This window comes from Leucobacter sp. gxy201 (assembly GCF_051043335.1).
GTDB lineage: Bacteria > Actinomycetota > Actinomycetes > Actinomycetales > Microbacteriaceae > Leucobacter.
Map to the genome: position 1 here is coordinate 248,936 of NZ_JAMXWS010000004.1, position 25,854 is coordinate 274,789.

The window sequence follows — 25,854 nt, forward strand, 5'->3', positions numbered from 1 at the left end:
TCAAGGGTGAACCGATGAGCCACGGGCTTCACCGCCCCGCGATTCACTCGCCCTGATCCGAACCCGGACAGGGCTTTTCTTTTGTGAAGCGCGTGCCGCCCGCGAGGGCGCAAGGCAGATGTGGAGACAGAGATGACTACAGGCGAACCACTCGTCGTCGTCGAGAACGTGCAGAAGCACTACGGCGAATTCCAGGCGCTCACCGACGTCAACCTCACCGTGGACAAGGGCGAGGTCGTCATCGTCATCGGCCCGTCGGGCTCGGGCAAGTCGACGCTGTGCCGCTCGATCAACCGTCTCGAGACCATCACGAGCGGTTCGATCCGCATCGACGGCAAGGAGCTGCCGGCAGAGGGCAAGGGGCTCGCAGATCTCCGCGCCGAGGTCGGCATGGTGTTCCAGTCGTTCAACCTGTTCGCCCACCTCTCCATCCTCAAGAACGTCACCCTCGGCCCGATCAAGGTGCGCGGCCTGAGCAAGGCCGAAGCCGAGAAGGAGGCGATGGAGCTGCTCGCCCGCGTCGGCGTCGAGAAGCAGGCGCAGAAGTTCCCGGCGCAGCTCTCGGGCGGCCAGCAGCAGCGCGTCGCCATCGCCCGGGCACTCGCCATGCACCCGAAAGTCATGCTCTTCGACGAGCCGACCTCGGCGCTCGACCCCGAGATGATCAACGAGGTGCTCGACGTCATGGTCGAGCTCGCGAACGAGGGCATGACGATGATCGTCGTCACCCACGAGATGGGCTTCGCCCGCAAGGCCGCCGACCGCGTCGTATTCATGGCCGACGGTCAGATCGTCGAACAGGCCGCGCCGAGTGAGTTCTTCACGAACCCGCAGTCCGACCGCGCGAAGGATTTCCTCTCCAAGCTCATCGTCAATTAACCCACGGGACGGCTCGCACCCGAGCCGTCCCGTTCAACCGAAGGGAACGCACCATGCGATTCAAGAAAGCATTCGCCTCGGTCGGCCTCATCGCGGCCGCAGCACTCGCGCTCACCGGCTGCAACAGCGGCACTCCGGGCGCACCCGAAGGCGGCGACACCGGCACCGGTGACGCGGCGCTCTGGGAGGTGGCGACCGACGTCAAGCTCGACGGCAGCCCGACCTTCGACAAGATGCAGAAGGACGACAAGGTCGTCATCGGCGTCAAGGAGGATCAGCCCGGTCTCGGCTACCTCGACAACGTGACGCAGGAGCGCACCGGCTTCGACGTCGACATCTCCCGCTGGATCGCGGCCTCGCTCGGCTTCGACGAGGACAAGATCGAGTTCAAGGCCATCGCCTCGGCGAACCGCGAATCCGCGATCGTGAACGGCGACGTCGACTACTACGTCGGCACCTACTCGATCAACGACAAGCGCAAGGAGCAGATCGACTTCGCCGGTCCGTACTTCATCACCGGGCAGGGCCTGCTCATCCGCAAGGGCGACACCGATTACCAGTCGCTCGACGAGCTGAACGGCAAGACCGTCTGCTCGGCGACCGGCTCGACGCCGATCCAGAACATCAAGGAGAACTTCCCCGAGATCAAGACGCAGGAGTTCGACCTCTACTCGGCCTGCGTCGATGCGCTGCTGAGCGATCAGGTCGACGCGGTCACCACCGACCAGGCGATCCTCATCGGCTACGCGGCCCAGGACCCCGACAATCTCGAGGTGACGAGCGGCCCGCTGCTCACCGAAGAGAAGTACGGCGTCGGCCTCACCCAGGGCGATGACGTGCTCCGCGCTCACATCAACGATCTCTTCACCAACGGTGGCGACACCTGGCAGGCGATCTTCGACAAGAACCTCGGCGACTCGGGCATCAAGGTCGACCAGCCGAAGGTCGACGCGTACTAGCGGCCGCGGGTGCGAGGCAGGGGCTCCCGCCTCGCACCCCGGCTCCTGACCATCCGTCCAATAGAGAGGAAGACGCATGGACGTCATCTTCGGAAACCTCGACCTCTGGGGCAGCGCGATCAAGAACACGCTCCTCGTGTTCGTGTTCGGCGGGCTGCTCGCGCTCGTGCTCGGCATCATCGTCGGGGCGATGCGCGTGTCGCCCGTGCCCATCGCGCGCGCGGTCGGCACGCTGTACGTGAATCTCGTACGCAATACGCCGCTCACGCTGGTCTTCTTCTTCTTCGTGTTCGGATACCCGAAGCTCGGGCTCCCCGACCTCAGCCCGTTCGTGCTCGGCACGCTGGCGATCGGCATCTACACCGCGACCTACGTCGCGGAGGTGCTGCGCGCCGGCATCAACACCGTGCCGGTCGGGCAGGCCGAGGCCGCTCGAGCGATCGGCCTCCCCTTCGGGCAGGTCATGACGCTCGTGGTGCTGCCCCAGGCGTTCCGCTCGGTGGTGCCGCCGATGATGAGCGTGTTCATCGCGCTGCTCAAGAACACGACGGTCGCCGCAGGCTTCTCCATCGCGGAGCTGGCCGCCATGCGCGCCACCATCAACGACTCGCACGGCCGGCCGGGCAGCCCGATGGAGGTTCTGCTCTGGGTCGCGGCGGTGTTCGTCGTACTGGTGCTGCTGCTCAGCTGGGGCCAGAACCGCCTCGAGAACAAATGGAGGATCGCGCGATGAGCACCTCAGTCCTGTACGACGTTCCCGGTCCCCGGGCCATCGCGCGCAACCGCCTGCTCGCGGTGCTCACGGTGCTCGTCGTCGTCGCCGTTCTCGGCTTCCTCGTCTACCGCTTCACGGTCACCGGCCAGTTCTCGCCGAAGAAGTGGGGCCTGTTCAGCTACAGCGTGATCTGGGAGCAGATCGCGCTCGCGCTCGGGATGACGCTCGCCGCATTCGCCTCGGCGGCGGTCGGCAGCATCGTGCTCGGCTTCCTGCTCGCCCTCGGCCGTCTCTCTGACCACCGGGCCGTGCGGGTGCCCTTCACCGTGGTCACCGAGATCTTCCGAGCGGTGCCCGTGCTCGTGATGATGATGCTGCTCTACTTCGGTCTGCCGTCGATCGGCATCAAACTCGCCCCGTACTGGGCGGTCTCCATCGCCCTGATCATCTACAACGGCTCGGTGCTCGCCGAGGCCCTGCGCGCCGGCATCGAATCGCTGCCCAAGGGCCAGAAAGAGGCCGGGTATGCGATCGGGCTGCGCAAGAGCGGCGTCATGTGGTTCATCCTGCTGCCGCAGGCCGTGCGGGCGATGCTGCCGGTGATCGTCGCGCAGTTGGTCGTCACGATGAAGGACACGGCGCTCGGGTTCATCATCACCTACCCCGAACTGCTGCACCTGGCGAAGCAGCTGTCGAGCAATGTGCAGTTCGAGCGCCCGCTGCTGCCGGCCGCGTTCGTCATCGGCGGCATCTACATCGCCATGTGCCTCATCCTCTCGGGCCTCGCGAAGTGGCTCGAGGTCCGCATGAGCCGGTCGCCGAAGGTGAAGGCGCAGGCGACTGCGGGTGCGGGCGCGGTGCTCGTCGGCGGTGCTGCGGTCGCTGCCGTCACTGCGGATCCACGGATGCGCGAGGGCGAGACCGTCACCGAGATCATCAGCACGCAACATCTCGACGATGAGCAGTGAAGCCCGCTGAAACGGGGTTGCGGGCGGGGCGAATGAGCGCCCGCCCGTGACCGTCGTACCGCTCGCCGCCGCGCGCACCGCCGACGCCCTGGCATTCTTCGAGATGCCCGAGGGGCTCGGGTGGGGCACACTGGCGATCCTCTGCCTCGCGGCATTCGCAGCGGGGTGGATCGACGCCGTCGTCGGAGGCGGTGGGCTGCTGCAGCTCCCCGCTCTGCTGCTCGTGCCCGGCATCTCGCCGGTGCAGGCGCTCGCGACGAACAAGCTCGCATCGATCTTCGGCACGACGTCGAGCAGCTACACCTTCTACCGCAGAGTGCGGCCGAGCCTGCGCACGACGCTGCCGATGGCCGCGGTCGCGCTCGCCGGGTCGTTCGGCGGTGCCTCGCTCGCGGCCTTCCTGCCGGCGCAGGTGTTCAAGCCGATCATCGTGGCGGCGCTCGTCGTCGTCGCGCTCATCACCTTGTTCAAGCCCTCGATGGGCGCCGTGACGAAGCTCAGGTACCACGGGTCCCGGCACCTGCTGATCGCGATGACGATCGGGCTCGCTATCGGCTTCTACGACGGACTGCTGGGGCCCGGCACCGGCACCTTCCTCATCATCTCGCTGGTCGGCATGATCGGCTACGACTTCCTGCAGGCGAGCGCGAAGACGAAGATCGTGAACTTCGCGACGAACCTGGGCGCGCTGCTGTTCTTCATTCCGCTCGGCGCGGTGCTGTGGCCGTTCGGGCTCGTGATGGGCATCGCGAACTTCCTCGGAAGCCTCGTCGGGGCCCGCATGGCGATCGCCAGGGGCACCGGCTTCATCAGGGCCCTGTTCCTCGTCGTCGTCGGCGTGCTCATCGTGAAGCTCGGCTTCGACATCTGGGTCGAATTCTTCGCCGCGTAGCGGGCGCTTCGTCGGCCCGGGCACCTTCCTCCACAGGCCCGGAAATTCGCATGATTCCACAGTTTTTACTCGAACATATGTTCGACTATTGCTCTCATTCGTGAGAGAATAGAAGCATGGACGCCAGCATCGAAGCTCGCTCCGGAATCGACTCTCGGCTCGACGCACCGGAACCGCTCAGCGGCGCACTCGCGGGCGAGATCGAGGAGCTGGCGCGGCAGTTCGAGGAGCTGCTGCGAGGTTCCGGCGCGGTACCCGGGGCAGTGTCCGGTTCACTGCCGGGTGCGGCGCTCTCGGGGTCGGAGGCGCTCGCCGCCGCCGCGATGGTCGAGCGGATGTCGCGCCTGGTCGAGTCGGCGCAGGTCGCGCTCGCAGGTCGGGTCGACGACGACAGCGACCGGCCGCTCGGCGAGCCGGCGCTGGCGCACCGCTACGGCTGCACGGGAACGGTCGAGCTGCTGCAGCGCGTCACCCGGGCTCCGGCGCGCGAGATCTCGCGCCGCCTGCGTCTGGCGGCGAGCGTGCTGCCGCGGCCGGCCATGAGCGGGGGAGCGCTCGCGCCGCGGGTGCCCCACGTCGCCGAGGCCTTCGCCGCCGGCGAGATCTCGTTCGAGTGCGCGGCGATGATCACGCGCACGCTCGAGCAGTCCGAAGCGGTAGCGGCCTCCGAGACGCTCGAAGTCGCGGAGCGGGAGCTGGTCGCCGCCGCGACCGGCAGCGACGGCAAGCTTCCCGAGCACGACGACGGCATGCGCACCATGTGCCAGGTATGGAAGGCGTTTCTCGACCAAGACGGGCCCGAACCGAACGAGACGGTGCCCGAGCATCGGCGCGGCCTCCGCCTCGGTCTGGGACGCGACGGGCTCGTGCGCGTCTCGGGAGCGCTGCTGCCCGAGGCCGGCGCCGCGCTCGGCCGCCTGCTCGATGCGATGAATGCGCCGTCGGCGCTGCGCCGGGTCGCGCGGCAGGAGTCTGGGGCCGATTCCGGTGAACCCGGTGCCGATGCGCGAGAACTTCAGGCCCGAGGTCTTCAGGCGCAAGATTTTCAGAAGCACAGCGGTGTGCGCTTCGAACTCGTCGAGGATTCCGAGGCCGAGGCCGGCAATGATCTTTACGCCGACACCGGGGCCCTGCCCGCCGAGGTCGATCGGCGTACGGCCGATCAGAAGCGCCACGATGCGTTCGCGGCCGTGCTCGAGATCGCGATGCAGTCGCCCGGTGTGCCCGATCTCGGCGGAGCTCCGGTCACCGTGATGATCCAGGTGGAGCAGCGGGATGTCGAGCAGCGCCGCGGGGTCGGCTGGGTGCAGGGGCACGACGGCGTGCTCGCCCCGGTGCCCATGCACTCGGTGCGCCGCGCGGCCTGCACCGGAGCGGTGCAGCGCATGGTGCGCGACGAGCTCGGCCGCATCATCGAGCTCGGCTCGGCGCAGCGGGTGTTCAACGCGCACCAGCGCCGGGCGATCGCTCTGCGCGATGGCGGCTGCATCATCCCCGGCTGCCGGGTCCCGGCGACCTGGTGCGAGATCCACCACGTCACGGAGCACGCGAAGGGCGGCCCGACGCACACCGACAACGGGGTGCTGCTCTGCTGGCACCATCACCGCGGTCTCGAATCCTCGGGCTGGTCGATCCGCATGAACGACGGCCTCCCCGAAGTGCGGGCCCCGAACTGGGTCGACAGCTCCCGGCGCTGGTACCGCACCGGCTCGCCGCTCAGGGCTCCGAGCCACCGGTCCCGAGACCGACGGCAGCCAGACCGAGCGGCTCCGGAACTTCCAGATCGCGAACTTCCGGAACGCAAAGCCGGCTGAGCTCTATCTCTAGTACCCCGCGCAGGGGCTGCCCGGCTGCGTCGCCGTTGCGACCGCGCATCCCGGGCCGACCGAACCCCGACCGAGATAGAGGATGGCGCCGTTCGCAAGCCCCTCGAGTACACCGATACGGAGCGCGGCCACGTCGTAGCGGCCGTCCGGCAGACCGGCCACTGATGTGGTCTCCCAATCTTCAGGTTCATCGCCGCCCGAGAACGGGTCGTTCTGGGCGTTGAGCACAACAGAAATGACAGGTTTGAGTGAGGGGCCCGCAGGGAGCAAAAGGTTTGTGTACAGTCCTGATGCTGTTGTTACGACCAATACGACTGCTTCGCGCACATCAGTGGGAAGCGCTCGCAGGGGCCCGAGTACGGTTTCGAGAGCGTTCTTGACTGTCGGCCCCAGATTTCCGATGAGACCGGAGGTGAGTGCATTGAGGAGGCCGTTGACGGTGGCTTTCAGTCCAAGCAAGCCGAGCGGATCAAGAACGTTGAGCAGCGTGAGGTCGACGGTCGTACTCACTTGAGTTGTGAGGCCGTTGAGCGGACCCGAAACGACGGCTTGAACAGTGCCGATATTGGCTACCCCCACGCCTAGAACGGTCACGCGAAGCTTGGCGGTGACTAATACGTTGAGCTGAATGGCGTCGATGGCGCTGGCAAGGAGCCCTTCAATATCGTGAAGCCAATCTCCCAGAACATCCGTAACGGTATTAGTGAGCGTGGTCAGCACCTGCTCGTCGGCAAGCAGGTTCGAGTTCGGAGGCAATCCGTTGAGACCATTGCCATAGGCTCCCGGATAGGCCTCCTGTAGTAGCGCGACAGTGTTCACTCGGATCGTGCCCTGCGAGAGGTCTACACTGACTACCCCATGGCTGTCGGTAAGAGGCTCGGCCCGGTGAATGGCATTTCGAAGCGCAGCCGTGTCGACGGTTGCTGTGAGAGTGAGCGCAACGCTGTTCGTGCTCAAGACGCCGCTGACGAGTGTGGACAGGAGCCCCGTGACTGAAGTCAATAGCCCGTCCAGAACCGATTGGTTCGAAGCGAGCCCGTTGACTGTCGTCTCCAAGTTCTGCACCACGCCATCGAGCTTCTGAGTCAGACTGCCCACAGCCGGCGTTTCGATCACGAGGTCGGCGCTCGTCGCCAGGTACTCGCGCGACAAATTGCCGACCTGGGTTTCGACCCCATTGACCAGCTCCGTGCGTAGCGATGACACTCCATTCCAGGCCGCATCGCAGCCATCGAGTGCCGCGCGGCCCGTCACAGCTCCTACCTCGAGAGAAAGATCGGTGACATTGGCGAGCGTTGCGGCGACCGTCGGATCGACCTGTGAGATCAGCTGCTTGAGATTCACGGTGGCGAGCTCCGGATACCCGCTGCCTGGAGCGGTCGCGATGCCGCCGCTCGAATCGATGAACCCGGCGGCGCCCTGGGCGACACCACCGGCTGTCGCCTGCGCATACTGACCGAGCACGCCGGTCTGGTTGTCGAGGGGCAGCTGCAGCATGCCATCGCCGAGGTCGAGGTTGATCGCCTGGCCGAGTAGGCCGACATTCAGCGGGTTGCCCCAGGCAGGGGCTAGAGGCGCTGGATTCGCACCCGGGTCGGGAGTGTGTCGATCGCGGGTGCCATCGTTGGTGACGAGCACTCCGCTCGCTTCTGCGACCTGATCCAAGTCGATGCCGAGCAGTGAACCGCTGAGTGCGCGCCCCTCGCCGCGTGTTGTGAAGGCGCCGTCGGGCTGGGTGCAATCGAGAGTGCCGACCGTCGGCGCGTGCACCCACTCGGCGTCGTTCCAACTGGCGGAGGTCGTGACTCCGCCCTGAGCGACGAGCGCCGTCGATACGAGCACGGCCGCGGCCGCCGCGCCGACGCCGCGCTTCCAGAGACGGTCGGTCGGCACGAACGGACGAGCGTGCGCGGGGCGCGAAGTCAGTCTGCGCAGCAGATCGCGGAGGCTCATCGTGCTTCCCCTGCCGTAGAACCCGCGTGGAGACGGGTGCGCGACCTGCCCCGCAGGGCTGCCGCGAGACCGAGCCCGGCGAGGCCCGTGGCGAGCACTCCGAGCGCGAGAGCATCGGCGCCGGTCACCGCGAGATGCTTCGGAGGCACAGGTGTCGGCTGCACCGGCACGACGGTGCCGCCATCGCCGCCGTCATCGCCGGCCGCGTGCACGCCGAGGCCCACGCGCGCGGTGAGCCCGTCGAGGGCATCACCGGGAGTCGCGGCCGGAATCGCGAGCGTCACCAGCAGCTGCCTCGGCTCGCCCCGCCGCAGTTGCGCGAGATCGTATCGGTCGGCCGACTGCGACACCGCTGCGAGCGGTGTGGTCGGCAGAACGGTGGTCGGGGATCCCTGGCACGCGGGCGCATCTCCCGGCGCCGCCGAGAGATCGAAAGCGCCCGAGCACGTCTCGACCGCGGCCGTCATGCCCGCCGCCTCCACGAGCTCGCCGTTCGCGCGCAGCTCGATCGCGAGCGTGCTCGATTCCGCATCCTCGAGCGCAGCCCGCACCAGCCAGCGCATCGAGTCGCCCGGCCCGAGCCTCGCCTCGAGCGGCGTCGCCGAATCCACGGCGAGCGACAGGTATCCCGTCTCGCCCGTCTCGGCGATCGGTTGGAACACCGCCGATGCGCGCACCGCCGTGAGCCCGACCCCGAGGCAAGTGACGGCTGCGAAGACGATCGCGAGCAGCGCAGGAGCGAACGCGGGGCGTCGGGTCATCGGAGCACCTCCTCGGCATGCTCGGGGTGGTGCGCGTCGGCACCCGAGCCGGTTCCGGCGTCAGTATCGCTGTCGTCATCGGGGTCGCGGGGCTTCGGCCAGAACGCCCAGACGACGTACGCTCCGACGAACAGGATCAGCGCGCCCATCGCGATCGGCGTCTGCAGCATCATGAGCGCGTCCCCGAGACCGGGAATCGCGAACACGACCTTCCGCGCATCGGTGAGCGCATAGGGCAGGTGGTCGGGCTGATCGTTGTCATCGCCCTGCAGCGCGAGCTGCCGGGCCGTCGCACTCGTGAGATCGGGCGGCCCCGACCCCGGTGCCGCCGCACGGATGTCGGCCTCGTTCGCCGCGCGCTCCTGCACCGGACCGACCTCGATGACGCGGTGCGTGACCGGCATCGACTCGCCCGCTCGTTGCACCGTCACCACGTCGCCGACTTCGATCTCGTCGGCCTGCACCGGCACCGTGACCGCGACCGCGCCCTGCGGCATGGTCGGGCTCATCGAACCGGTGCGGAACGTGATGAGCGACGCTCCCGCGACGGCCTGGAACACGAACCAGCAGACAAGCCCGAGCGCCGCCACGACGACGAGCGTCGTGACGGCGGCTCCGGCTACCCGGCGGAACATGAGCGCGAGGCCGTCGTGCGGGGGTTACGCGGCGGGCTAGTTCGAGACTGACTCGAACTTCCACATCGGCGCGATGGTCTTGCCCTGCAGATCATCGATGTTCGCGGTGCTGCCGGGCAGTGTCAGCACGAAGCAGTAGTGCTGTGCGGCGCCGGGGTCGGTGCTGGTGGCGCCGGCCGGCAGGTTCTGCGACGCGCCAGCAATGGTGTTGAGGTTCACGTTCGAGAGGTCGGTGATCGCAGTGCCCCAGCCAGAGGTGTCGAATGCGGCGGGGGTGCAGTTCGGTGCGGTGGGCGCGCTCGACGTGTACACGCTGACCCGCATCGCAGCCCAAAGCTCTGGGCTGGTAGGTGCAGTGCCGCTAGTGAAGTCGGGATTCGGAGTAGCGCCCTGGAGTGTGACGTCTCCGGCGATCGAACCAGCGACCGTGCGGAGCGACACCGGGGCGTATATCGGCGAATCGGGCACCATGGCCGTCGGGTTGACGGTGAACTGGAGTTCGCCACCTGCCGGGGTCTCCTCGTCGGTCCAGGCCCCCGCGGCGAGCGCCGGGTCGGTGTTCTGCTGCACCTCGAATGTGCTGGTGCCGATCCCTGGATCACCGTCCGCGCCGCCCCAGACCCACTCGGAGTCGTTCCACGACGCGAGCGTGTAGGTGGCGCCGACTCCGACGACGAGCAGGCCCGCCGCGACCGCCGCGATCTTGCGATTTCTGCGTGACGAACGTGATGAAGATGATGTGGACATGCGTTTGACCCTTCCCCGGGGTAAAGCGAGGGGATCCATCGACTCTTCGACCCCATTTGTCGAAGTAGGAGTATCGAACGGCCCCCTGCCGCCGAACCCTCCGCCGCAGTGCGGTTTTCGGGCTTGGTGAAGAGAACGATATCAGCTTGGACACCGTCCCACAATTTCGAAATCTGAGCGTTGTTGTGGAGTCTGCAATGCGTCGCAGTAGTGGACCTTGTGCGTCTCAGTAGTGCGGCTCATCGGATGGCACCGGGACGTGCGGAGGAGGGAGGAACGGGACAGCCCCGACGCTTCCGAAGATGCGCCGGGGCTGATCCCTGGAGATGAAACCGCGGTTACGGCATCAGGCGGTTCGGGCCGCGGAAGAGGTAGGTCGTCTCGCGGATCGACGGCTGATGCAGCATGAGCATGAGCACGCGGTTCAGACCCATGCCGAAGCCGCCGTGCGGGGGCACGCCGTAACGGAAGAAGTCGAGGTAGAACGCGAGCTCCTTCGGGTCCATGCCCTTGTCGAGCGCCTGCGCCTCGAGCACCTCGATGCGGTGTTCGCGCTGCGCGCCCGTCGAGATCTCGGTGCCGCGGTAGATGAGGTCGTAGCTGTTGGTCAGCGACGCGTCATCCTCGTGGCGCATGTGGTAGAACGGGCGGATCGACGACGCGTAGTCGGTGAGGAAGACGAACTCGCTGCCGTACTTCTCCTCGACGTAGGCGGCGATCTGGCGCTCGCCCTCCGGGTCCATGTCGGCGTCGGCGCGGGGCACCTCGTAGCCGCGCTCCTTCACGATCTCCTTGGCCTCGGCCAGCGGGATACGCGGGAACGGGCGGGCGGGGACCTTGATCTCGATGCCGAAGAGCTGCTCGATCTCGGCGCCGTGCTTCTTCTTGACCGCGGTGAGGCCGGCGACAATGAGCTCCTCGTGCAGCTCCATCACGTCCTCGTGCGAGTCGATCCAGCTCAGCTCGGTATCGACCGAGGTGAACTCGGTCGCGTGGCGCGAGGTGAACGAGGGATCGGCGCGGAACGCGGGCCCGACCTCGAAGATGCCGCCGAAGCCTGCCGCCTGCGCCATCTGCTTGAAGAACTGCGGGCTCTGCGCGAGGAACGCCTGGCCCTCGAAGTACTCGACCTCGAAGAGCTCGGCGCGCGACTCCGACGCCGACGCCATGAGCTTCGGAGTCTGGATCTCGATGAAGCCGCGGTCGACCCACACCTGGCGCAGCGCGTGCAGGAAGGCCGTCTGCGCGCGGAAGACGAGGTTCTGCTCGGGGCGGCGCAGATCGAGGAAGCGCCAGTCGAGGCGTACGTCGATGTTCGAGTCGTCGGCGACCGGGTTGTCGGGCAGCGCCTTCGCGACGACCTTGATGGTCTCGATCTGGATCTCGACGCCGCCGAGCTTCACGCGCTCGTTGTGCTGCAGCTCGCCCGTCACGGTCACGAAGGTGCCGTGGGTGAGCTCGGAGATGGTGTGCGTGCGGGGCACGAGGATGTCGGAGCGCGGGTTCTCGGGGTCGGGCTCGCGCAACACGCCGCCGTTCACCAGCTGCACCGCACCGCTCTCGTCGCGCAGCACGACGAACTGCACGTACCGCTGGTCGCGCACCTTCTCGACCCAACCGGAAACTCGTACGAGGCCGTCTTCGCGGGCGGCCAGGTCCTTGATCAATACACGCTCAGTCACCCGAGACAGTCTACGTGACGAAACCCGTGCGCCGATCGCGCGGGCCATGAGGATCGCGCGAAGGCGCCGGACACCTGTCGGACACCCGGATGTGTTAGCACAGAGGGTATGAACTCCGACGCCTCGCCGCCGCTCGGCGGTACGCGCGCCCTGATCCAGTCGCACCTGCCGTCGCTCGTGCCGAGCGAGCGCCGTGTCGCAGAGGCCTGCATCGACGACCCCGTGGCGGTCGCGCGCATGTCGGTCGCCGACCTCGCGGGCCGAGCCGACGTGTCGCCCGCGACGGTCGTGCGGGCCTGCCAGCGCATGGGGTTCGGCGGCTTCCAGCGTCTCAAGGAGCTGCTCATCAGGGATCAGGCGTCGCCCCCGGCGTCGCTCGCGCCGGGCGGCGAGGCGGCGGTCGACACCGGTCATCCCGTGGAGCAGGTGTTCTCGAGCGCCATCGACGGCATCCACGGCGCCCTCGGCGCGCTCGACTTCTCGGCCTTCGACGCGGCCGCGCTCAGCATCCGCGACTGCGGTCGCCTGCTCGTCGTCGGCAACGGCGCCTCGCTCGCCCCCGCGCAGTCGGTCGCCCTGCACTTCCTCACGAGCGGCCGGGTCTGCGAAGCCCCGGTCGACATCGTCGCCCAGCACATCGCCGCCAAGCTGCTGAAGCCGGGCGACGTCTGCCTCGCGGTGAGCGACAGCGGCATGAACCATTTCACGCTGCGCTCGGCGCAGCTCTCGGCCGAGGCGGGCGCCACCGTGATCGGGGTGACGAGCTACGGCGGCTCGGAGCTCGCGCAGGTCGCAGACCATGCGCTCGTCGCCGGGGCCGGCTTCCACAACTGGAACAGCAGCCATGTGGCCGGCAACATCGTGCAGATGCTGCTGCTCTCGGCGCTGCACGCGGCGTCGCTCGGCGGGCTCCCCGACACGATCACTGCGCAGCGGGCCTCGATCGCCGAGGCGAAGACGATGGTCGTGCCCGCCGAAGACTGAGGCGCGTTCACCCGCCGTTCCGCTCGTTCATCTTCGCGCGACGGAATTCAGGCGAACGGCGGCTCCCGTTCGCCTGCCCCTCCCGAACCGTTCACCCTCGGCCTCCAATCTGGAATCAAGCGTTTCCTGCATTCCGCAGTTCATGAAATTCGATTCCCTGGAGGTGGCCGGTGGCTCGGCTCGTGCTCAATCAGATCTCGCGAGAGTTCGGTGACTTCACCGCGACCGATCGCGTCAGCCTCGACATCGCGGACGGCGAGTTCCTCGTGCTGCTCGGCCCCTCGGGCTGCGGCAAGACCACGCTCCTGCGCATGATCGCCGGCCTGCTCGAACCCACGGGCGGCAGCATCGAGATCGACGGCGATGACATCACGGCGCTGCCGGCGCGCAAGCGCGACCTCGCCATGGTGTTCCAGAGCTACGCCCTCTACCCGCACCTGTCGGTCGAGAAGAATCTCGCATTCCCGCTCAAGGTGCGACGCACCCCGAAGGCGGAGATCGCCCGCCGGGTGCGCGAGGCCGCCGACGCCGTCGAGATCGGGCACCTGCTCGACCGCAAGCCGAAGGAGCTCTCGGGCGGTCAGCGCCAGCGCGTCGCCCTGGCCCGCGCTCTCGTGCGCGAGCCGAAGGCCTTTCTCATGGACGAGCCGCTCTCGAACCTCGACGCGAAGCTGCGCACCGCTACCCGCCGCGAACTCGCGGCGCTGCATCGGAAGCTCGGCGCGACGTTCGTCTACGTCACCCACGATCAGGTCGAGGCGATGACGATGGCGACGAAGATCGCCCTGCTGAACCGGGGCCGCGTCGAGCAGTACGGCACTCCCGAAGAGCTCTACGACACCCCGAGCTCGGTGTTCGCCGCCGGGTTCCTGGGCTCTCCCGCGATGAACCTGCTCGACGCCACCCTCACCACGACCGACGGCCACATCTCGGTCTTCGCCCCGGGCACCGAGGCAATGCTCTGGCAGGGCGCGACCCCCGAGCGCGACATCGTCGTCGGCGTGCGTCCCGAGCACCTCGCGATCTTCGCGGGCGGCTCGGCCGAAGCGGTGCCGACTGCAGGGATCGCGCTGCGCGGCACCGTCGAGCTCATCGAGAACCTCGGCCGCGAACAGCTCGTGCACTGCCGCATCGGCGACGACCGTGTCACCGCCGCCTGCGATCGCGACGAGCGCTGGGAGGTCGGCGAGCTCGTCGTGCTGACCGCCCCGACGGCGCGCGTGCACCTCTTCGACCGCGACAGCGGCCGCCGCCTCGAGTGGCAGCCCGAGCGCACGGCGATCCCTGCAGCCGCCGATACCGCGAGCACTGCCGCCGCGCACGTCGCCCTGCCCGCACACTAGCCCCCCCCATCAGTCCAGCCGCATCACCCTCCTGAAAGGACCCACCCACATGCGACTTCGACGCACACTCGCCTCCGGCGCCTGCGCCATCATCGCGAGCGTCGCCCTCGCCGCCTGCTCGTCGGGCTCGGCCGCCACCGATTCGGCCGCCGCCGTCGTGCCGAAGCTCGGTGCAGATGAGCAGGTCGAGATCGTCTTCGAGAGCTACAACCTCACGCAGGCCGGTGTCTGGACCGACACCGTGAACCAGCTGATCTCGGAGTTCGAAGAGGCCAACCCGAACATCACCGTGAAGGCGCAGCCGACGCAGGGCGCAGCCGCGGCCTCCGGCAACTACGTCGGCAGCGTGCAGACGCAGCTGCTCGCCGGCAAGGCGCCCGACGTCGCCCAGCTCACCTTCGACGCGCTCGAGTACACGGCGACCCAGCTCGGCGCGAAGCCGCTCTCGGACATCGTGGAGGCGGAGGAGCTCGAGGCGCACTTCGGCGGCGAGAATCCGATGCACCCGAACGCGAAGGTGCTCGCCGACTGGGACGGCAAGACCTACGGCATGCCCTACGTCTTCTCGACCCCGGTGCTCTTCACCAACGCCGACATGCTGCAAGCCGCCGGCGTCGAGGGCACCCCTGACCTCAGCACCTGGGACCAGGTCGAGAAGGTTGCGGCGCAGGTCTCGGCGCACACCGGCAAGCCGTCGCTCGACATCAACTGCACCGTCAAGGGCGGTCACTGGTGCATGCAGGGCCTGTTCAAGTCGAACGGCGCCGAGGTGCTCTCGGAGGATCGCACGACGATCGGCTTCGGCTCGCCCGAGGCGGTCGAGACCGTCGAGCGCTTCGCCGAGATGACCGAAGCGGGCGTGCTGCGCAGCGCCGATTCGGCCGCGCAGATGGAGGGCATCGCGAAGGGCGACACCGCCATGATCCTCACCACCTCGGCCCTGCAGGGCATGTTCATGCAGGCCGCCGACGCGGGCGGCTGGACCCTCGAAGCCGCCGCGATGCCCGCGTTCGACGGACAGGAAGCCGTGCCGACGAACTCCGGCTCCGCGCTCTTCGTGCTCAGCGACGACCCGGCCAAGCAGCGCGCCGGATGGGAGCTCATCAAGTTCCTCACCAGCGACCGCGCCTACGAGCTCATCTCGAGCCAGATCGGATACCTGCCGCTGCGCACCGGGCTCGTCGAAGAGGGCGGCGCGCTCCACGACTGGGCTCAGCAGAACCCGCTCATCGAGCCGAACCTCGCCCAGCTCGACCGCATGCAGCCCTGGGTCTCGTACCCCGGCAACAGCTACGTGCAGGTCGACGACCTGCTCGCCACCGCCATCGAGGAGGTCGTGTACTTCGGCAAGCCCGCAGAGGCGACCATGACCGATGCCGCCGACCGCGCCCAGGCGCTGATCGGCTAGGGGTCGCAATGAGCACCATCGTCGACACCTACGCCGCCGGCCCCGCGATCTGCATCGAGGGCACCTACAACTTCCGCAGCACCGCGGGCTACCCGGCCGCGGGCGGAACGATCCGGCCGAACAGCCTCCTGCGCTCGGACGCGCTGCACCGCCTCGGCGCCCGCGGCATCGCGCAGTTCGCCGAACAGGGCATCGTGCGGGTCATCGACCTGCGCGACGAGACCGAGGTGCGCACCTCCCCGAGCGTCTTCGCGAGCGACGAGCCCACCCGCGGCAGCGCCATCGAGACCGTGCACCACCCGATCTTCGCGGGTGCGGCGATGCCGACGACCCGGACGGTGCCCTCGCTCGAAGAGATCTACCGCGCTATCGCCACCGATCGCGTCACCGCGCTCGTCGGCGCCGTGCGGCTGATCGCCGACGCCCCGGCCGGCGGCGTGCTCGTGCACTGCACCGCGGGCAAGGATCGCACCGGCATGGTCGTCGCCACGGCGCTCGCCGCCGTCGGCGTGCCCCGCGAGCAGGTGGTCGCCGATTACGCCGCGAGTGCCGACAACCTCGCCGGCGAGTGGGCCGACCGCATGATCGCGTCGTTCTCGGAGCGCATGCCCGGCCCGATCAACGAGGCCGTGCGCGAGCTCGTCAGCGCGAGCCCGGCCGAGGCGCTGGGCTCCGCGCTCGACGTGATCGACGAGCAGTACGGCGGCGTGGAGCCCATGCTGCTCGGCCACGGCTTCGACCCCGCCGCCCTCGAGCGGCTGCACGCCCGGCTCGTCGGCTGATCCCTGATTCCCATCGCACAGCACGAACAAGAAGAGAGGCACAGAAATGACCAACACCCAGCATCCTCCGGTCGAGCACTTCATCCTGCACATCAGCGACACCCACTTCGTCGGCGGCGCCGAGAAGCTGCACGGCTCGATCGACAGCGACGCGAACCTCGCCCGCCTGTTCGAGGACTTCGCACGCAGCCAGGCCCGCCCCGAGGCGATCGTCTTCACCGGCGACCTCGCCGACACGGGCGACGCCGACGCCTACGAGCGCCTGCGCGCCATCGTCGAGCCCGCCGCCGAGAAGATCGGCGCCCAGGTGATCTGGGTCATGGGCAACCACGACACCCGCACGCCGTTCCGCAAGGCTCTGCTCGACTCCGATGCCGGCGAAGAGAGCGTCGACATGGTGTACGACGTGAACGGCCTGCGCATCATCGCCCTCGACTCGACCGTGCCCGGTCAGCACCACGGCGAGATCACCGACGAGCAGTACGCCTGGCTCGCCGACGTGCTCGCGACCCCCGCCCCCGGCGGCTCGGTCATCGCGCTGCACCACCCGCCGGTGCCCTCGCTCATCGAACCGATCGCATTCGTCGAGCTGCAGGATCAGGCGCGCTTCGCCGAGGCCATCCGCGGCACCGACGTGCGCGCCGTGCTCGGCGGGCACCTGCACTTCAACACCTTCAGCGAGATCGGCGGCGTGCCCGTCTCGGTAGCCTCGGCCACCTGCTACACGCAGGATCTGAACGTCGAACCGGGCGCCATGCGCGGCCAGGACGGCGCGCAGGGCTTCAACCTCGTGCACTTTTACGGCGACCGCGTCATGCACACGGTCGTGCCGATCGGCGAGTTCTCGACGGTGTACGAGGCGACGGCCGAGCAGCTGGCCTCGTGGACCTCGCTCTCGATCGCGGAGGCGAACGAAGAGATGGCGAAGAGCCTGAACGCGGATCCCGCCGCGGAGCCCGAGCCCGCGCTCGCCTGAGCGGCCCGCCCGATCCGTGCGGGCGGGGCCCGGCCCCGCCCGCCGATCCGCCCGCACACCCCTCACCACCCAGTAGAACGGAACGACCGTTGTTCACCGAGGTTCTCCCGCCGGCAGCCGCACTCGCAGCGGCGGAGCCGATCCCTGAAACCGCATCGACCCCTGAACCAGCCGCGCGTACCCGGCGTGCCCGGCGCACCCGCGCCAAGCGCGCCCGGAGCACCGAGCGCTTCACGATCGCCCCCTACCTCTACGTGCTCCCCGCGGTCGTGCTGCTGCTCGTCTGGACCTACATCCCGCTCGTGCAGACCTTCGAGCTCTCCTTCTTCGACTGGAACCTGATTCCGACCCAGCCGAAGACTCCGGTCGGTCTCGAGAACTACGCGACCGTGCTGAGCCTGCCCGAGCTGCACCAGGCGCTCTGGAACACCGTGCTCTACATCGGAGCCTTCCTCGTGCTCTCGGTCGCGCTGCCGGTCGTGTTCGCGCTGATCTCGCGCCGCGTCGCGGGCCGGGCGAAGACCGTCTACCAGGCCCTCATCTTCGTGCCGTTCCTCGTCACGCCGGTCGCGACGAGCGCGGTCTGGCGGTGGCTGTTCGCGCCCGAGGGCGGCACGATCCCTGCCGTCGCCCGCACCCTCGGCATCGAGATGGGCAACGTCTTCCGAGAACCCGAATCGTCGATGTGGGCCGTCATCGTGATCGTCGGCTGGCAGATGCTCGGCTTCGGCGTGCTCGTCGTCTCGGCCGGCCTCGCGGGCATCAGCCCCGACTACGGGCACGCCGCCGCGACCGACGGCGCCACCGAGCGCCAGATCACGTGGCGCGTCACTCTGCCGCTGCTGTCGCCCTCGCTCGTGTTCCTCGCGCTCATGACCATCCTGCTCTCGGCGCAGTGGACCTTCCCGATCATCGACCTCGTCACACAGGGCGGCCCGAGCAACTCGTCGACGAACATCTACTACCTGCTCTACCAGTTCGGCTTCCGCAACTTCGACGCCGGACTCTCGGCCGCAGCGGGCACGCTCTTCTTCATCGCGTTCGGGCTCATCGCGCTCGTCTTCGTCGAACTCTCCGAGAAGCTCAGCTTCCACGACAACTGAGCCGTCACACCTCCCAGGAGCACACTTCCATGACCTTCACCCTCGTCGCCCCGCAGCACCTCGGCGCCCTCGACCCGGTCGACATCAGCAAGCCGGCCGCCGCCGGCACCCGCCCCGGTGCCGCCTCCGATGCTCCCGACGCCGCCGACGCCGCAACCCGGGCGCTCGCCCGGAGCCGCACCCGCCGCAGGCTCGCGAACATCCCCGCGTTCGTGCTGCTCACGGTGCTCGCGATCATCTCGGTGTTCCCGATCTACTGGATGTTCGTCACGGCCTTCCGGCCCGCCGATCAGATGCTGTCGACGAACCCGCTGCCCGGCCCGTTCAGTATCGAGAACTTCGAGTACGTGTGGAGCACCATCCCCATCCTCGGCATGCTCGCGAACACCTTCGGCATGGCGCTCGGCCTCGCCGTCGGGCAGCTGTTCATCGCGATCCTCGCGTCGTACGGCTTCGCGCGCTGGTCGTTCCGCGGCCAGAAGGTCCTGTTCCTGCTCTTCGTCGGTTCGTGGCTCGTGCCGTTCCAGGTGACGATGATCCCGAACTACGTGCTCATCTCGAAGCTCGGCCTGCTCAACACGGTGCTCGGCGTCATGATCCCGCAGCTCGCCGCCGCGTTCGCCGTGATGCTGCTCAAGCAGCACCTCGACTCGTTCCCGCGCGAACTGCTCGAGGCGTCGTCGATGGACGGCCGGGGCGCGTGGCGCACGCTGTGGGAGGTCGTGGTACCGAACCTGCGCCCGGCGCTCGCCGCGCTCGGCATCATGCTGTTCATCAGCGCGTGGAACGAGTACCTGTGGCCCGCGCTCATCATGCAGCAGGGCGATGCGCTCATCCAGGTCGGCATCCGCGGCTTCCTCGGCGCCGAGGGCAACAACTGGGGCGCCGTGATGGCGGCGAGCGCGATGGCATGCCTGCCGATCCTGCTCATCTACATCTTCCTGCAGCGCTACGTGGTCGACGCCTTCGTGCGCTCGGGGCTCAAGTAGGGGTTCTGGCGCCGGACGCTTCGGGTGAACCCGAAGCGTGGAGCCTGATGCACCGCTGGGCGCGTCTCAATGGTGCATCAGGCTCCACGCTTTCGAGATCCGCGCCTGGTCGTGATGCGCGCCCCCGCGCCCGCGCTCAGATCTGGTAGTCGAGCTCGCGGTAGGCGCCGCGGTGGAAGACGAGGGGCTCGCGCTCGGGGGAGTGGTGCAGCGCTGCGACCCGCACGAGGAAGATGAGATGGTCGCCCGCCTCGATCTCCCGGTCGATGCGGCCGGCCACCCAGCCCGCGGTGCCGGCGAGCAGCGGTGCCCCGTTCGCTTCGGCCGGCACCCACTCGACGCCCTGCCACTTGTCGGTGCCCGAACGAGCGAACTGGGCGCTCAGGTGCTGCTGGGCGGTGCTCAGGAAGTTGATGGCGATGCGCCCCGTGTCCCGCACGGCGGCGAGGCTGCGCGAGGTGCGCGCGACCGAGAACGACACGAGCGGCGGGTCGATCGAGACGCTCGTGAACGACTGGCAGGTGAAGCCCACCGGGCCGGCGCCGGTCGCCGTCGTGATGACCGTGACGCCCGAGGGGAAGGCGCCCATGACGTCGCGGTAGGCGCGCGGTTCGAAGACGGCGTCGGGCGGGGCGTCGAGGGTGGTGGGGGCGGGCTCGGTACGGGTGGCGGCGTGCGCGGGCATGCGGCTCCTTGCGGGTGGGTTCAGCCAGGGATCGTGCAGCCAGCGTAGGTCTCGCCGAGCGGTCGCTGCCACCCCATTCGCAACAAAAGGTAATGGCACCCATTCCGTTACCGAATGTTTCAGTGCGGCTGCGCGGGTGGGGCCGAGCGGCCTAGCCTCGTCTCCATGCCGCACACGACTCACCCCGAAGCCCCGAGCACCGCACCCCCGCACGCCGACGCCGCGCCGTTCACCGTCGGCGTCGCCCTCGACGGCGCCGGGGCGCACCCCGCCGCCTGGCGCGAGCCCGACGCCGACGCGAGCGCGCTCTTCGCCCCCGCCCACTGGCAGCGCCTCGTCGGCGAACTCGACGACGCCGGTGCCGACTACGTCGCCCTCACCGATGCGCTCGCGCCGCAGCACGAGCTCCTCGGGGCCGGGGCCGGCAGCGAGAACGGGGTGACCGGGCGCCTCGACGCGCTCCTGCTGCTCAGCTGGATCGCCCCTCGTACGCACCGCATCGGGCTCATCCCGACCGTCACTACGACGCACACCGAACCCTTCCACGTCGCCACCGCGCTGCAGACCCTCGACCACGTCTCGAGCGGCCGCGCCGGCTGGCAGCTGCGCATCTCGGCGAGCGCCGCCGAGGCCGACGCCTTCGGGCGCCGTGAGGCCCCCGCCATCGACGCCGCGGCGGTGCTCGCAGGCGAAGGCGACGCCGCCCTCGACGAACTGCTCGCCGAGGCCGCCGACGTCGCCGAGGTGACGAGCCGCCTCTGGGACAGCTGGGAGGACGACGCGATCATCCGCGACGCCGCGACCGGCCGCTTCCTCGACCGCAACCGCCTGCACCACGTGCGTTTCGAGAGCGCCCGCTTCAGCGTCGCCGGCCCCTCGATCGTGCCGCGCTCGCCGCAGGGGCGACCGCCCGTCGCGCTGCTCGCCCACTCCGACGCCGTCTACCGGCTCGCAGCCGAGGCCGCCGACGTCGTGTTCGTCACGCCGGAACCGCAGGACCCGGGCAGCAGCACTTCCGGCGGCCGTTCGGCGGACGACATCGTCGCCGCCGTGCGCCGTGCCGAAGCGGAGGCCCGGGCCTCGGGGCGGCGCCGCGAACGGGAACCGCTGCGCATCGTCGCCGACCTCGTGGTCGCGCTCGACGGCGCTGGCGACGGCGCGGGCACCGGAGTCGGCGAGACCGGAGCCGAACGACTCGCCCGCCTCGATGCGTTGGGCCCGGTGCTCCGGAGCGACGCCCGGGTCGGGACCGGCACGGCCGCCGAGATCGCCGACCTCATCGCCGCGTGGCGCGAGGCGGGCATCGAAGGCGTGCGGCTGCGCCCCCTCGCCCAGCCGGCCGACGTGCACGCGATCGCCCGCGACCTGCTGCCCGAACTGCACCGCCGCGGTCTCGCTCAGGCGATCCCTGTCGAAGCAGACACCCCGTCGCTGCGCGAGCGCTTCGGACTCGACGCCGCCATCAACCGATACGCCGCGGCAGCGGCGCAGACCGAGGAGGTCGCAGCATGACCGCGCAGCGCCCAGTGCATCTCGTCGCCCACTTCCCGGGCGTCAACAGCCAGACCGTCTGGAGCGACCCGCGGTCGGGCAGCCAGATCGACTTCGATTCGTTCCGCCGCTTCGCGCAGACCGCCGAGCGCGGCTTCTTCGACTACGTCTTCCTCGCCGAAGGGCTGCGCATGCGCGAGCACGGCGGCGAGATCCACGACCTCGACGTCGCGGGCCGCCCGGCCACCCTCCCCGTCCTCGCGGCGATGGCCTCGGTGACCGAGCACATCGGCGTCGTCGGCACGCTCTCGAGCACGTTCAACGAGCCGTACGAGCTCGCGCGCCAGCTCGCCACGATCGACCACCTCTCGGGCGGCCGGGTCGGGTGGAACGTCGTCACCTCCTCCGACGCCTTCCATGGCGGCAACTTCCGCCGCGGCGGCTTCCTGCCCTACCCCGAGCGCTACGAGCGCGCCGCCGAGTTCGTGGCCCTCGCGAAGCGGCTCTGGGCATCGTGGCAGCCCGGAGCAGTGACCGCCGATGCCGCGGGCGGCCGGTTCGTCGACCCCGGCCTCGTGCAGCGCGTCGACCACGACGGCAAGCACTTCGGCATCTCGGCGACCGGCACCGTGCCGCGCAGCCCCCAGGGCTACCCGGTCATCGTGCAGGCGGGCGACTCGCCCGCCGGGCGCGACTTCGCCTCCGAGCACGCCGAGATCATCTTCTCTCGGCACAACGACTTCGCCGACGGCCAGCGCTTCTACGCCGACGTCAAGGGGCGCCTCCCCGCCGTCGGCCGCGATGAGGGCGGCCTGCTGATCCTGCCCGCCGCGACCTTCGTGATCGGCGACACTGCCGAGGATGCGCGCGAACGCTCGCGCGAGATCGCATTCCAGCAGATCAGCGAGCCGACGGCCCTCGCCTGGATCGAGGCCGTGTGGGGCCGCGAGCTCCCGGGGCTCGACCCGAACGGCCCGCTGCCCGCGAGCGCGCCCGGCGACGGCGCCCGCCGCGAGGGGCAGCACAACCCGCAGCTCGTCGACCGCATCTCGAACGCCCGCCGCCTGCGCGAACGCGCCGAACGCGAGGGGCTCACGCTGCGCGAGCTCGTCGTCGCCGAGACCGCCGACCACACCTTCGTCGGCACCCCGGAGTTCATCGCCGGCGAGATCGACCGCTACGTGCAGGGCCGCGCCTCCGACGGCTTCGTTCTCGTACCGCACCTCACGCCGGGCGGGCTCGACGAGTTCGTCGACCGCGTCGTGCCGCTGCTGCAGGAGCGCGGCGTCTTCCGCACCGAGTACCCGGGCCAGCGCGACCCCGGGGCGACGCTGCGCACTACGCTCGGGCTGTCGGCGCCTCCGGGCCTCGCGGGCGCCGAGCCTGCTCCCGAGCGCGTCGAGCCCGCCGAGCGAGTGGCCGCATGAGCGGCGGGGCGACGAGCCCCGGCGCGCCCCTCGGCCCGGGCTACGCATTCGAGCGAGTCGACTACCACGACCCGCTCGCGGCGCCCCTGCTCCGGGACCTCGAACGCGAGTACGACGAGCGCTACGGCAGCGACATCATGGGCGAGCCCGCGATCGTCGAGATCGAGCGGTACCCGGCCGAGCGCTTCGCCCCGCCCCTCGGCGCGTTCATCCTGCTGCTGCACGACGGCGCACCCGTGTCGGGCGGAGCGTTCATGCCGTTCGACGAGACGACCGCCGAGGTGAAGCGGGTGTGGACGAGTGCCGAACGCCGCGGCGAGGGCCTCGCCCGCCACGTGCTCGCCGAGCTCGAGCTCGAGGCGGCGCGCCTCGGCTACGCGCGCATCTACCTGACGACCGGGCCGCGGCAGCCCGAGGCACGCGCGCTCTACCTCGCCACCGGGTACACGCCGCTCTTCGACACCGCCCTCACGGGCGAGGAGATCGGCGGCCCGCTGGCGTTCGAGAAGGCGCTGGCCGGGGCCGCGGATCTCGCGGAGACGGCGGCGTGAACGCGGCCGGCGGGCCTCCGAGCGCGGTGCAGGCGGATGCCGTGCGCGTCGTCGGCATCGGCGCCGGGCCCGCCGGCATCATGGTGCTCGAGCGGCTGCTCGCGAACCACGCCCGCGACACCCCCGAGCTGCGGCTCGATATCACCCTGGTCGACCCGCACGAGCCGGGCGGCGGCCGCATCTGGCGGCGCGCTCAGTCGCCGCTCCTGAAGCTCAACACGATGCTGCGCGACGACTCGGTGTTCACCGACGCCTCCTGCGAGATCGACGGGCCGGTCGTGCCCGGCCCCTCGCTCGCCGAGTGGGTCGACGGCGTGCGCGCCGGGCGCATCGCGCGGCCGGCGTGGTGGGATGCGCGGCTCGAGCGCGAACTGCACGAGGTCACGGGCACCTCATTCCCGACCCGACGACTCAACAGCGCCTACCTCGAGTGGGCCTATCGCGAGATCGTCGCGCGGGCGGCGCCCTCCGCGTCGGTGACGTGGGTCAGGGATCGCGCGGTCTCCGTCGAGGGCGCGTCGCCCGCCCGCGTGGCCCTCGCCTCGGGCGGCGTGCTCGAGGCCGACCTCGTGCTGCACACGATCGGGCACAACGGCACCGAGCCGTCGAACGCCGCGCAGCGGATCGCCGGCTTCGCACGCGCTCATGGGCTCGCGTACGTGCCGCCCGCGTTCACCGCGGACGTCGACTTCGACTGGGTGGAGCCCGGCGCCGACGTCATCGTGCGCGGCATGGGGCTCGCGGCCGTCGACCTCGTCGTGCTGCTCACCGAGGGGCGCGGCGGAGTCTTCGAGCGCGAAGGCGGGCCCGGCGCGACCGGGCGGCTGCGCTACCGGCCGAGCGGCCGGGAGCCCGTGCTGCACCTCGGGTCGCGCCGGGGCGTGCCGTACCGCTCGAAGGTCACGTCGGAGCTGCGCGGCGACGCTCCCCGCCTCGACTACCTCGGGGCGGCGTTCCACGAGCGCGCGGCGGCCGGCGACCCCCTCGATTTCGACGCCGAGGTGTGGCCGCTCGTCGCGGCCGAGCTGCTCACCGGCTACTACCGAGAGCTGTTCACCGGGCACCCCGAGCACGTACGCGGCGGATGGGCCGAGTTCGCCCCGGCGCTCCGAGCAGCCCTCGCGCGGCCCGGAGGGCACGATTCGGCCGAGCTGTCGGCCCTCATCGCGCAGCACGTGCCCGACCCCCTCGACCGCTTCGACCTCGCATCGTTCGACCGGCCTCTGCAGTTCCCGGGCACCGGTGCAGCAGACGCCGGCAGCGGTGCGGGCGACGGTGCGGGCGGCGGTTCGGGGCCGACGGGCGCTCGCGCCGAAGATGCCGCGCTGCAGCGGCGCCTGCGCGAGCACATCGGGCTCGATCTCGCCCAGCGCACGGCCGCTCGCCGCAGCGCGACCCAGGGGCTCTTCATGGCAGCACTGCACGCGTACATGTCGCTCGCCGACGTACCGCCCGAGCGCTGGAACGCGCGCAGCCGCACCCACTCGCTGCCGCGCCGCTGGCACCCCTACTTCAGCTACCTCGCGAGCGGCCCGCCCGGGCACCGCCTCGAAGAGCTCATCGCGCTCTCCGAGGCGGGCGTCGTGCACTTCCTCGGCGGCGATGTCGCGCTCGAGCTCGACGAGGAGCGCGGGCTCTTCCGCGCATCGGGCAGCGCGCACTCGGCCGGCCGGTCGGTGCGCGCGGAGGCGGAGGCGCGCACCCTGATCGACGCCTGGCTGCCCGAGGCCACGGCGGCGCGAAGCGACAATCCGCTGCTGCGCCAGCTCGTCGCGAGCGGGCAGGCGCGCGAGGTCGCCGTCGTCGACGACGGCTTCGCCGGCAGCACCGGGCAGCTCGCCGTCGAGCCGGACGGCCGCCTGATCGGCGCCGAACGGCAGTACGCGCTCGGCGCGTTCACCGCCGCGCCGACGGGAGGCGCGTTCGCCCGCCCGGGTCTCGACTCGCTGCCCTTCCGCACCTCCGATCGCGTGGCGCGATCCCTGCTGGCCGATGCCGCGGGCCTCGCCACGACGGTGCAGGGCGCTCTCCCTGCGGCCGATCTCGTGCGAGTGTGACGGCTTCCATTACGGAATCTTGCGTCATGTTTCGACGGCGG

The 25,854-nt window shown here is 69.6% G+C and carries 23 protein-coding genes; 17 read left to right on the forward strand and 6 right to left on the reverse strand.

Features of this window, described 5'->3' with window-relative positions; translation table 11 throughout:
* The first annotated feature begins 132 nt into the window (after nt 1–132).
* The 6 genes from NHL51_RS08520 (at nt 133) to NHL51_RS08545 (ending at nt 6,227) form a co-directional block, all read left to right on the forward strand.
* Complete coding sequence (locus tag NHL51_RS08520; RefSeq protein WP_434143060.1) at nt 133–879, forward strand: amino acid ABC transporter ATP-binding protein; 747 nt, start codon at nt 133–135, stop codon at nt 877–879.
* A gap of 53 nt (nt 880–932) precedes the next feature.
* Nucleotides 933–1,838: a glutamate ABC transporter substrate-binding protein gene (locus NHL51_RS08525; RefSeq protein ID WP_434143061.1), complete on the forward strand. Its 906-nt coding sequence runs from the start codon at nt 933–935 to the stop codon at nt 1,836–1,838.
* Nucleotides 1,839–1,914: 76 nt separating this feature from the next.
* Nucleotides 1,915–2,571: an amino acid ABC transporter permease gene (locus NHL51_RS08530; RefSeq protein ID WP_434143062.1), complete on the forward strand. Its 657-nt coding sequence runs from the start codon at nt 1,915–1,917 to the stop codon at nt 2,569–2,571.
* The gene (locus NHL51_RS08535) at nt 2,568–3,521 is read left to right on the forward strand and encodes an amino acid ABC transporter permease (protein ID WP_434143063.1); all 954 of its coding nucleotides are present in this window, start codon (nt 2,568–2,570) and stop codon (nt 3,519–3,521) included. The genes NHL51_RS08530 and NHL51_RS08535 overlap by 4 nt, the downstream gene beginning before the upstream one ends.
* Nucleotides 3,522–3,624: 103 nt before the next feature.
* A complete protein-coding gene (locus NHL51_RS08540) occupies nt 3,625–4,413 on the forward strand; it encodes a TSUP family transporter (protein WP_434143206.1) in 789 nt (262 codons plus the stop codon).
* Nucleotides 4,414–4,529: 116 nt separating this feature from the next.
* Nucleotides 4,530–6,227, forward strand: coding sequence for a DUF222 domain-containing protein (locus NHL51_RS08545; RefSeq protein ID WP_434143064.1), 1,698 nt, complete (start codon nt 4,530–4,532; stop codon nt 6,225–6,227).
* Nucleotides 6,228–6,236: 9 nt separating this feature from the next.
* On the opposite strand, the gene NHL51_RS08550 is transcribed toward NHL51_RS08545, so the two are convergent.
* The 5 genes from NHL51_RS08550 to aspS all read right to left on the reverse strand — a co-directional run bounded on the left by NHL51_RS08550 (nt 6,237) and on the right by aspS (nt 12,002).
* The gene (locus NHL51_RS08550) at nt 6,237–8,192 is read right to left on the reverse strand and encodes a choice-of-anchor G family protein (protein ID WP_434143065.1); all 1,956 of its coding nucleotides are present in this window, start codon (nt 8,190–8,192) and stop codon (nt 6,237–6,239) included.
* Nucleotides 8,189–8,953, reverse strand: a complete 765-nt coding sequence (locus NHL51_RS08555; protein ID WP_434143066.1) for a hypothetical protein — start codon at nt 8,951–8,953, stop codon at nt 8,189–8,191. Before NHL51_RS08555 ends, NHL51_RS08550 begins: the two co-directional genes overlap by 4 nt.
* Nucleotides 8,950–9,588 (reverse strand): signal peptidase I, encoded by a 639-nt coding sequence (locus tag NHL51_RS08560; protein WP_434143067.1) that lies wholly within the window; start codon nt 9,586–9,588, stop codon nt 8,950–8,952. Before NHL51_RS08560 ends, NHL51_RS08555 begins: the two co-directional genes overlap by 4 nt.
* A gap of 36 nt (nt 9,589–9,624) precedes the next feature.
* Nucleotides 9,625–10,335: a SipW-dependent-type signal peptide-containing protein gene (locus NHL51_RS08565; protein ID WP_434143068.1), complete on the reverse strand. Its 711-nt coding sequence runs from the start codon at nt 10,333–10,335 to the stop codon at nt 9,625–9,627.
* Nucleotides 10,336–10,673: 338 nt separating this feature from the next.
* Complete coding sequence (gene aspS / locus NHL51_RS08570) at nt 10,674–12,002, reverse strand: aspartate--tRNA(Asn) ligase (RefSeq protein WP_434143207.1); 1,329 nt, start codon at nt 12,000–12,002, stop codon at nt 10,674–10,676.
* A 123-nt stretch (nt 12,003–12,125) separates the two neighbouring features.
* Here aspS and NHL51_RS08575 point away from each other — a divergent pair, with 123 nt between their 5' ends.
* The 7 genes from NHL51_RS08575 to NHL51_RS08605 all read left to right on the forward strand — a co-directional run bounded on the left by NHL51_RS08575 (nt 12,126) and on the right by NHL51_RS08605 (nt 19,602).
* Nucleotides 12,126–13,001: a MurR/RpiR family transcriptional regulator gene (locus NHL51_RS08575; protein ID WP_434143069.1), complete on the forward strand. Its 876-nt coding sequence runs from the start codon at nt 12,126–12,128 to the stop codon at nt 12,999–13,001.
* A 182-nt stretch (nt 13,002–13,183) separates the two neighbouring features.
* Nucleotides 13,184–14,344, forward strand: coding sequence for an ABC transporter ATP-binding protein (locus tag NHL51_RS08580; RefSeq protein ID WP_434143070.1), 1,161 nt, complete (start codon nt 13,184–13,186; stop codon nt 14,342–14,344).
* A 49-nt stretch (nt 14,345–14,393) separates the two neighbouring features.
* The gene (locus NHL51_RS08585; protein ID WP_434143071.1) at nt 14,394–15,752 is read left to right on the forward strand and encodes an extracellular solute-binding protein; all 1,359 of its coding nucleotides are present in this window, start codon (nt 14,394–14,396) and stop codon (nt 15,750–15,752) included.
* An 8-nt stretch (nt 15,753–15,760) separates the two neighbouring features.
* Complete coding sequence (locus NHL51_RS08590) at nt 15,761–16,534, forward strand: tyrosine-protein phosphatase (protein ID WP_434143072.1); 774 nt, start codon at nt 15,761–15,763, stop codon at nt 16,532–16,534.
* Nucleotides 16,535–16,580: 46 nt separating this feature from the next.
* The gene (locus tag NHL51_RS08595; protein WP_434143073.1) at nt 16,581–17,510 is read left to right on the forward strand and encodes a phosphodiesterase; all 930 of its coding nucleotides are present in this window, start codon (nt 16,581–16,583) and stop codon (nt 17,508–17,510) included.
* Nucleotides 17,511–17,599: 89 nt separating this feature from the next.
* Entirely contained in the window at nt 17,600–18,613 is a 1,014-nt protein-coding gene (locus NHL51_RS08600; RefSeq protein WP_434143074.1) for a carbohydrate ABC transporter permease, read from the forward strand.
* A gap of 29 nt (nt 18,614–18,642) precedes the next feature.
* Nucleotides 18,643–19,602, forward strand: a complete 960-nt coding sequence (locus NHL51_RS08605; RefSeq protein WP_434143075.1) for a carbohydrate ABC transporter permease — start codon at nt 18,643–18,645, stop codon at nt 19,600–19,602.
* Nucleotides 19,603–19,738: 136 nt separating this feature from the next.
* On the opposite strand, the gene NHL51_RS08610 is transcribed toward NHL51_RS08605, so the two are convergent.
* Nucleotides 19,739–20,287, reverse strand: a complete 549-nt coding sequence (locus tag NHL51_RS08610) for a flavin reductase family protein (protein WP_434143076.1) — start codon at nt 20,285–20,287, stop codon at nt 19,739–19,741.
* A gap of 165 nt (nt 20,288–20,452) precedes the next feature.
* Between NHL51_RS08610 and NHL51_RS08615 the strand changes: the two genes are divergently transcribed.
* From NHL51_RS08615 to NHL51_RS08630, 4 genes are read left to right on the forward strand one after another with little or no spacing between them, the layout of a single operon-like run.
* Nucleotides 20,453–21,799, forward strand: a complete 1,347-nt coding sequence (locus NHL51_RS08615; RefSeq protein ID WP_434143077.1) for an LLM class flavin-dependent oxidoreductase — start codon at nt 20,453–20,455, stop codon at nt 21,797–21,799.
* The gene (locus NHL51_RS08620; RefSeq protein WP_434143078.1) at nt 21,796–23,205 is read left to right on the forward strand and encodes an NtaA/DmoA family FMN-dependent monooxygenase; all 1,410 of its coding nucleotides are present in this window, start codon (nt 21,796–21,798) and stop codon (nt 23,203–23,205) included. Before NHL51_RS08615 ends, NHL51_RS08620 begins: the two co-directional genes overlap by 4 nt.
* Complete coding sequence (locus NHL51_RS08625) at nt 23,202–23,756, forward strand: GNAT family N-acetyltransferase (RefSeq protein WP_434143079.1); 555 nt, start codon at nt 23,202–23,204, stop codon at nt 23,754–23,756. Before NHL51_RS08620 ends, NHL51_RS08625 begins: the two co-directional genes overlap by 4 nt.
* The gene (locus NHL51_RS08630) at nt 23,753–25,813 is read left to right on the forward strand and encodes an FAD/NAD(P)-binding protein (RefSeq protein WP_434143080.1); all 2,061 of its coding nucleotides are present in this window, start codon (nt 23,753–23,755) and stop codon (nt 25,811–25,813) included. The genes NHL51_RS08625 and NHL51_RS08630 overlap by 4 nt, the downstream gene beginning before the upstream one ends.
* Nucleotides 25,814–25,854: the final 41 nt, after the last annotated feature.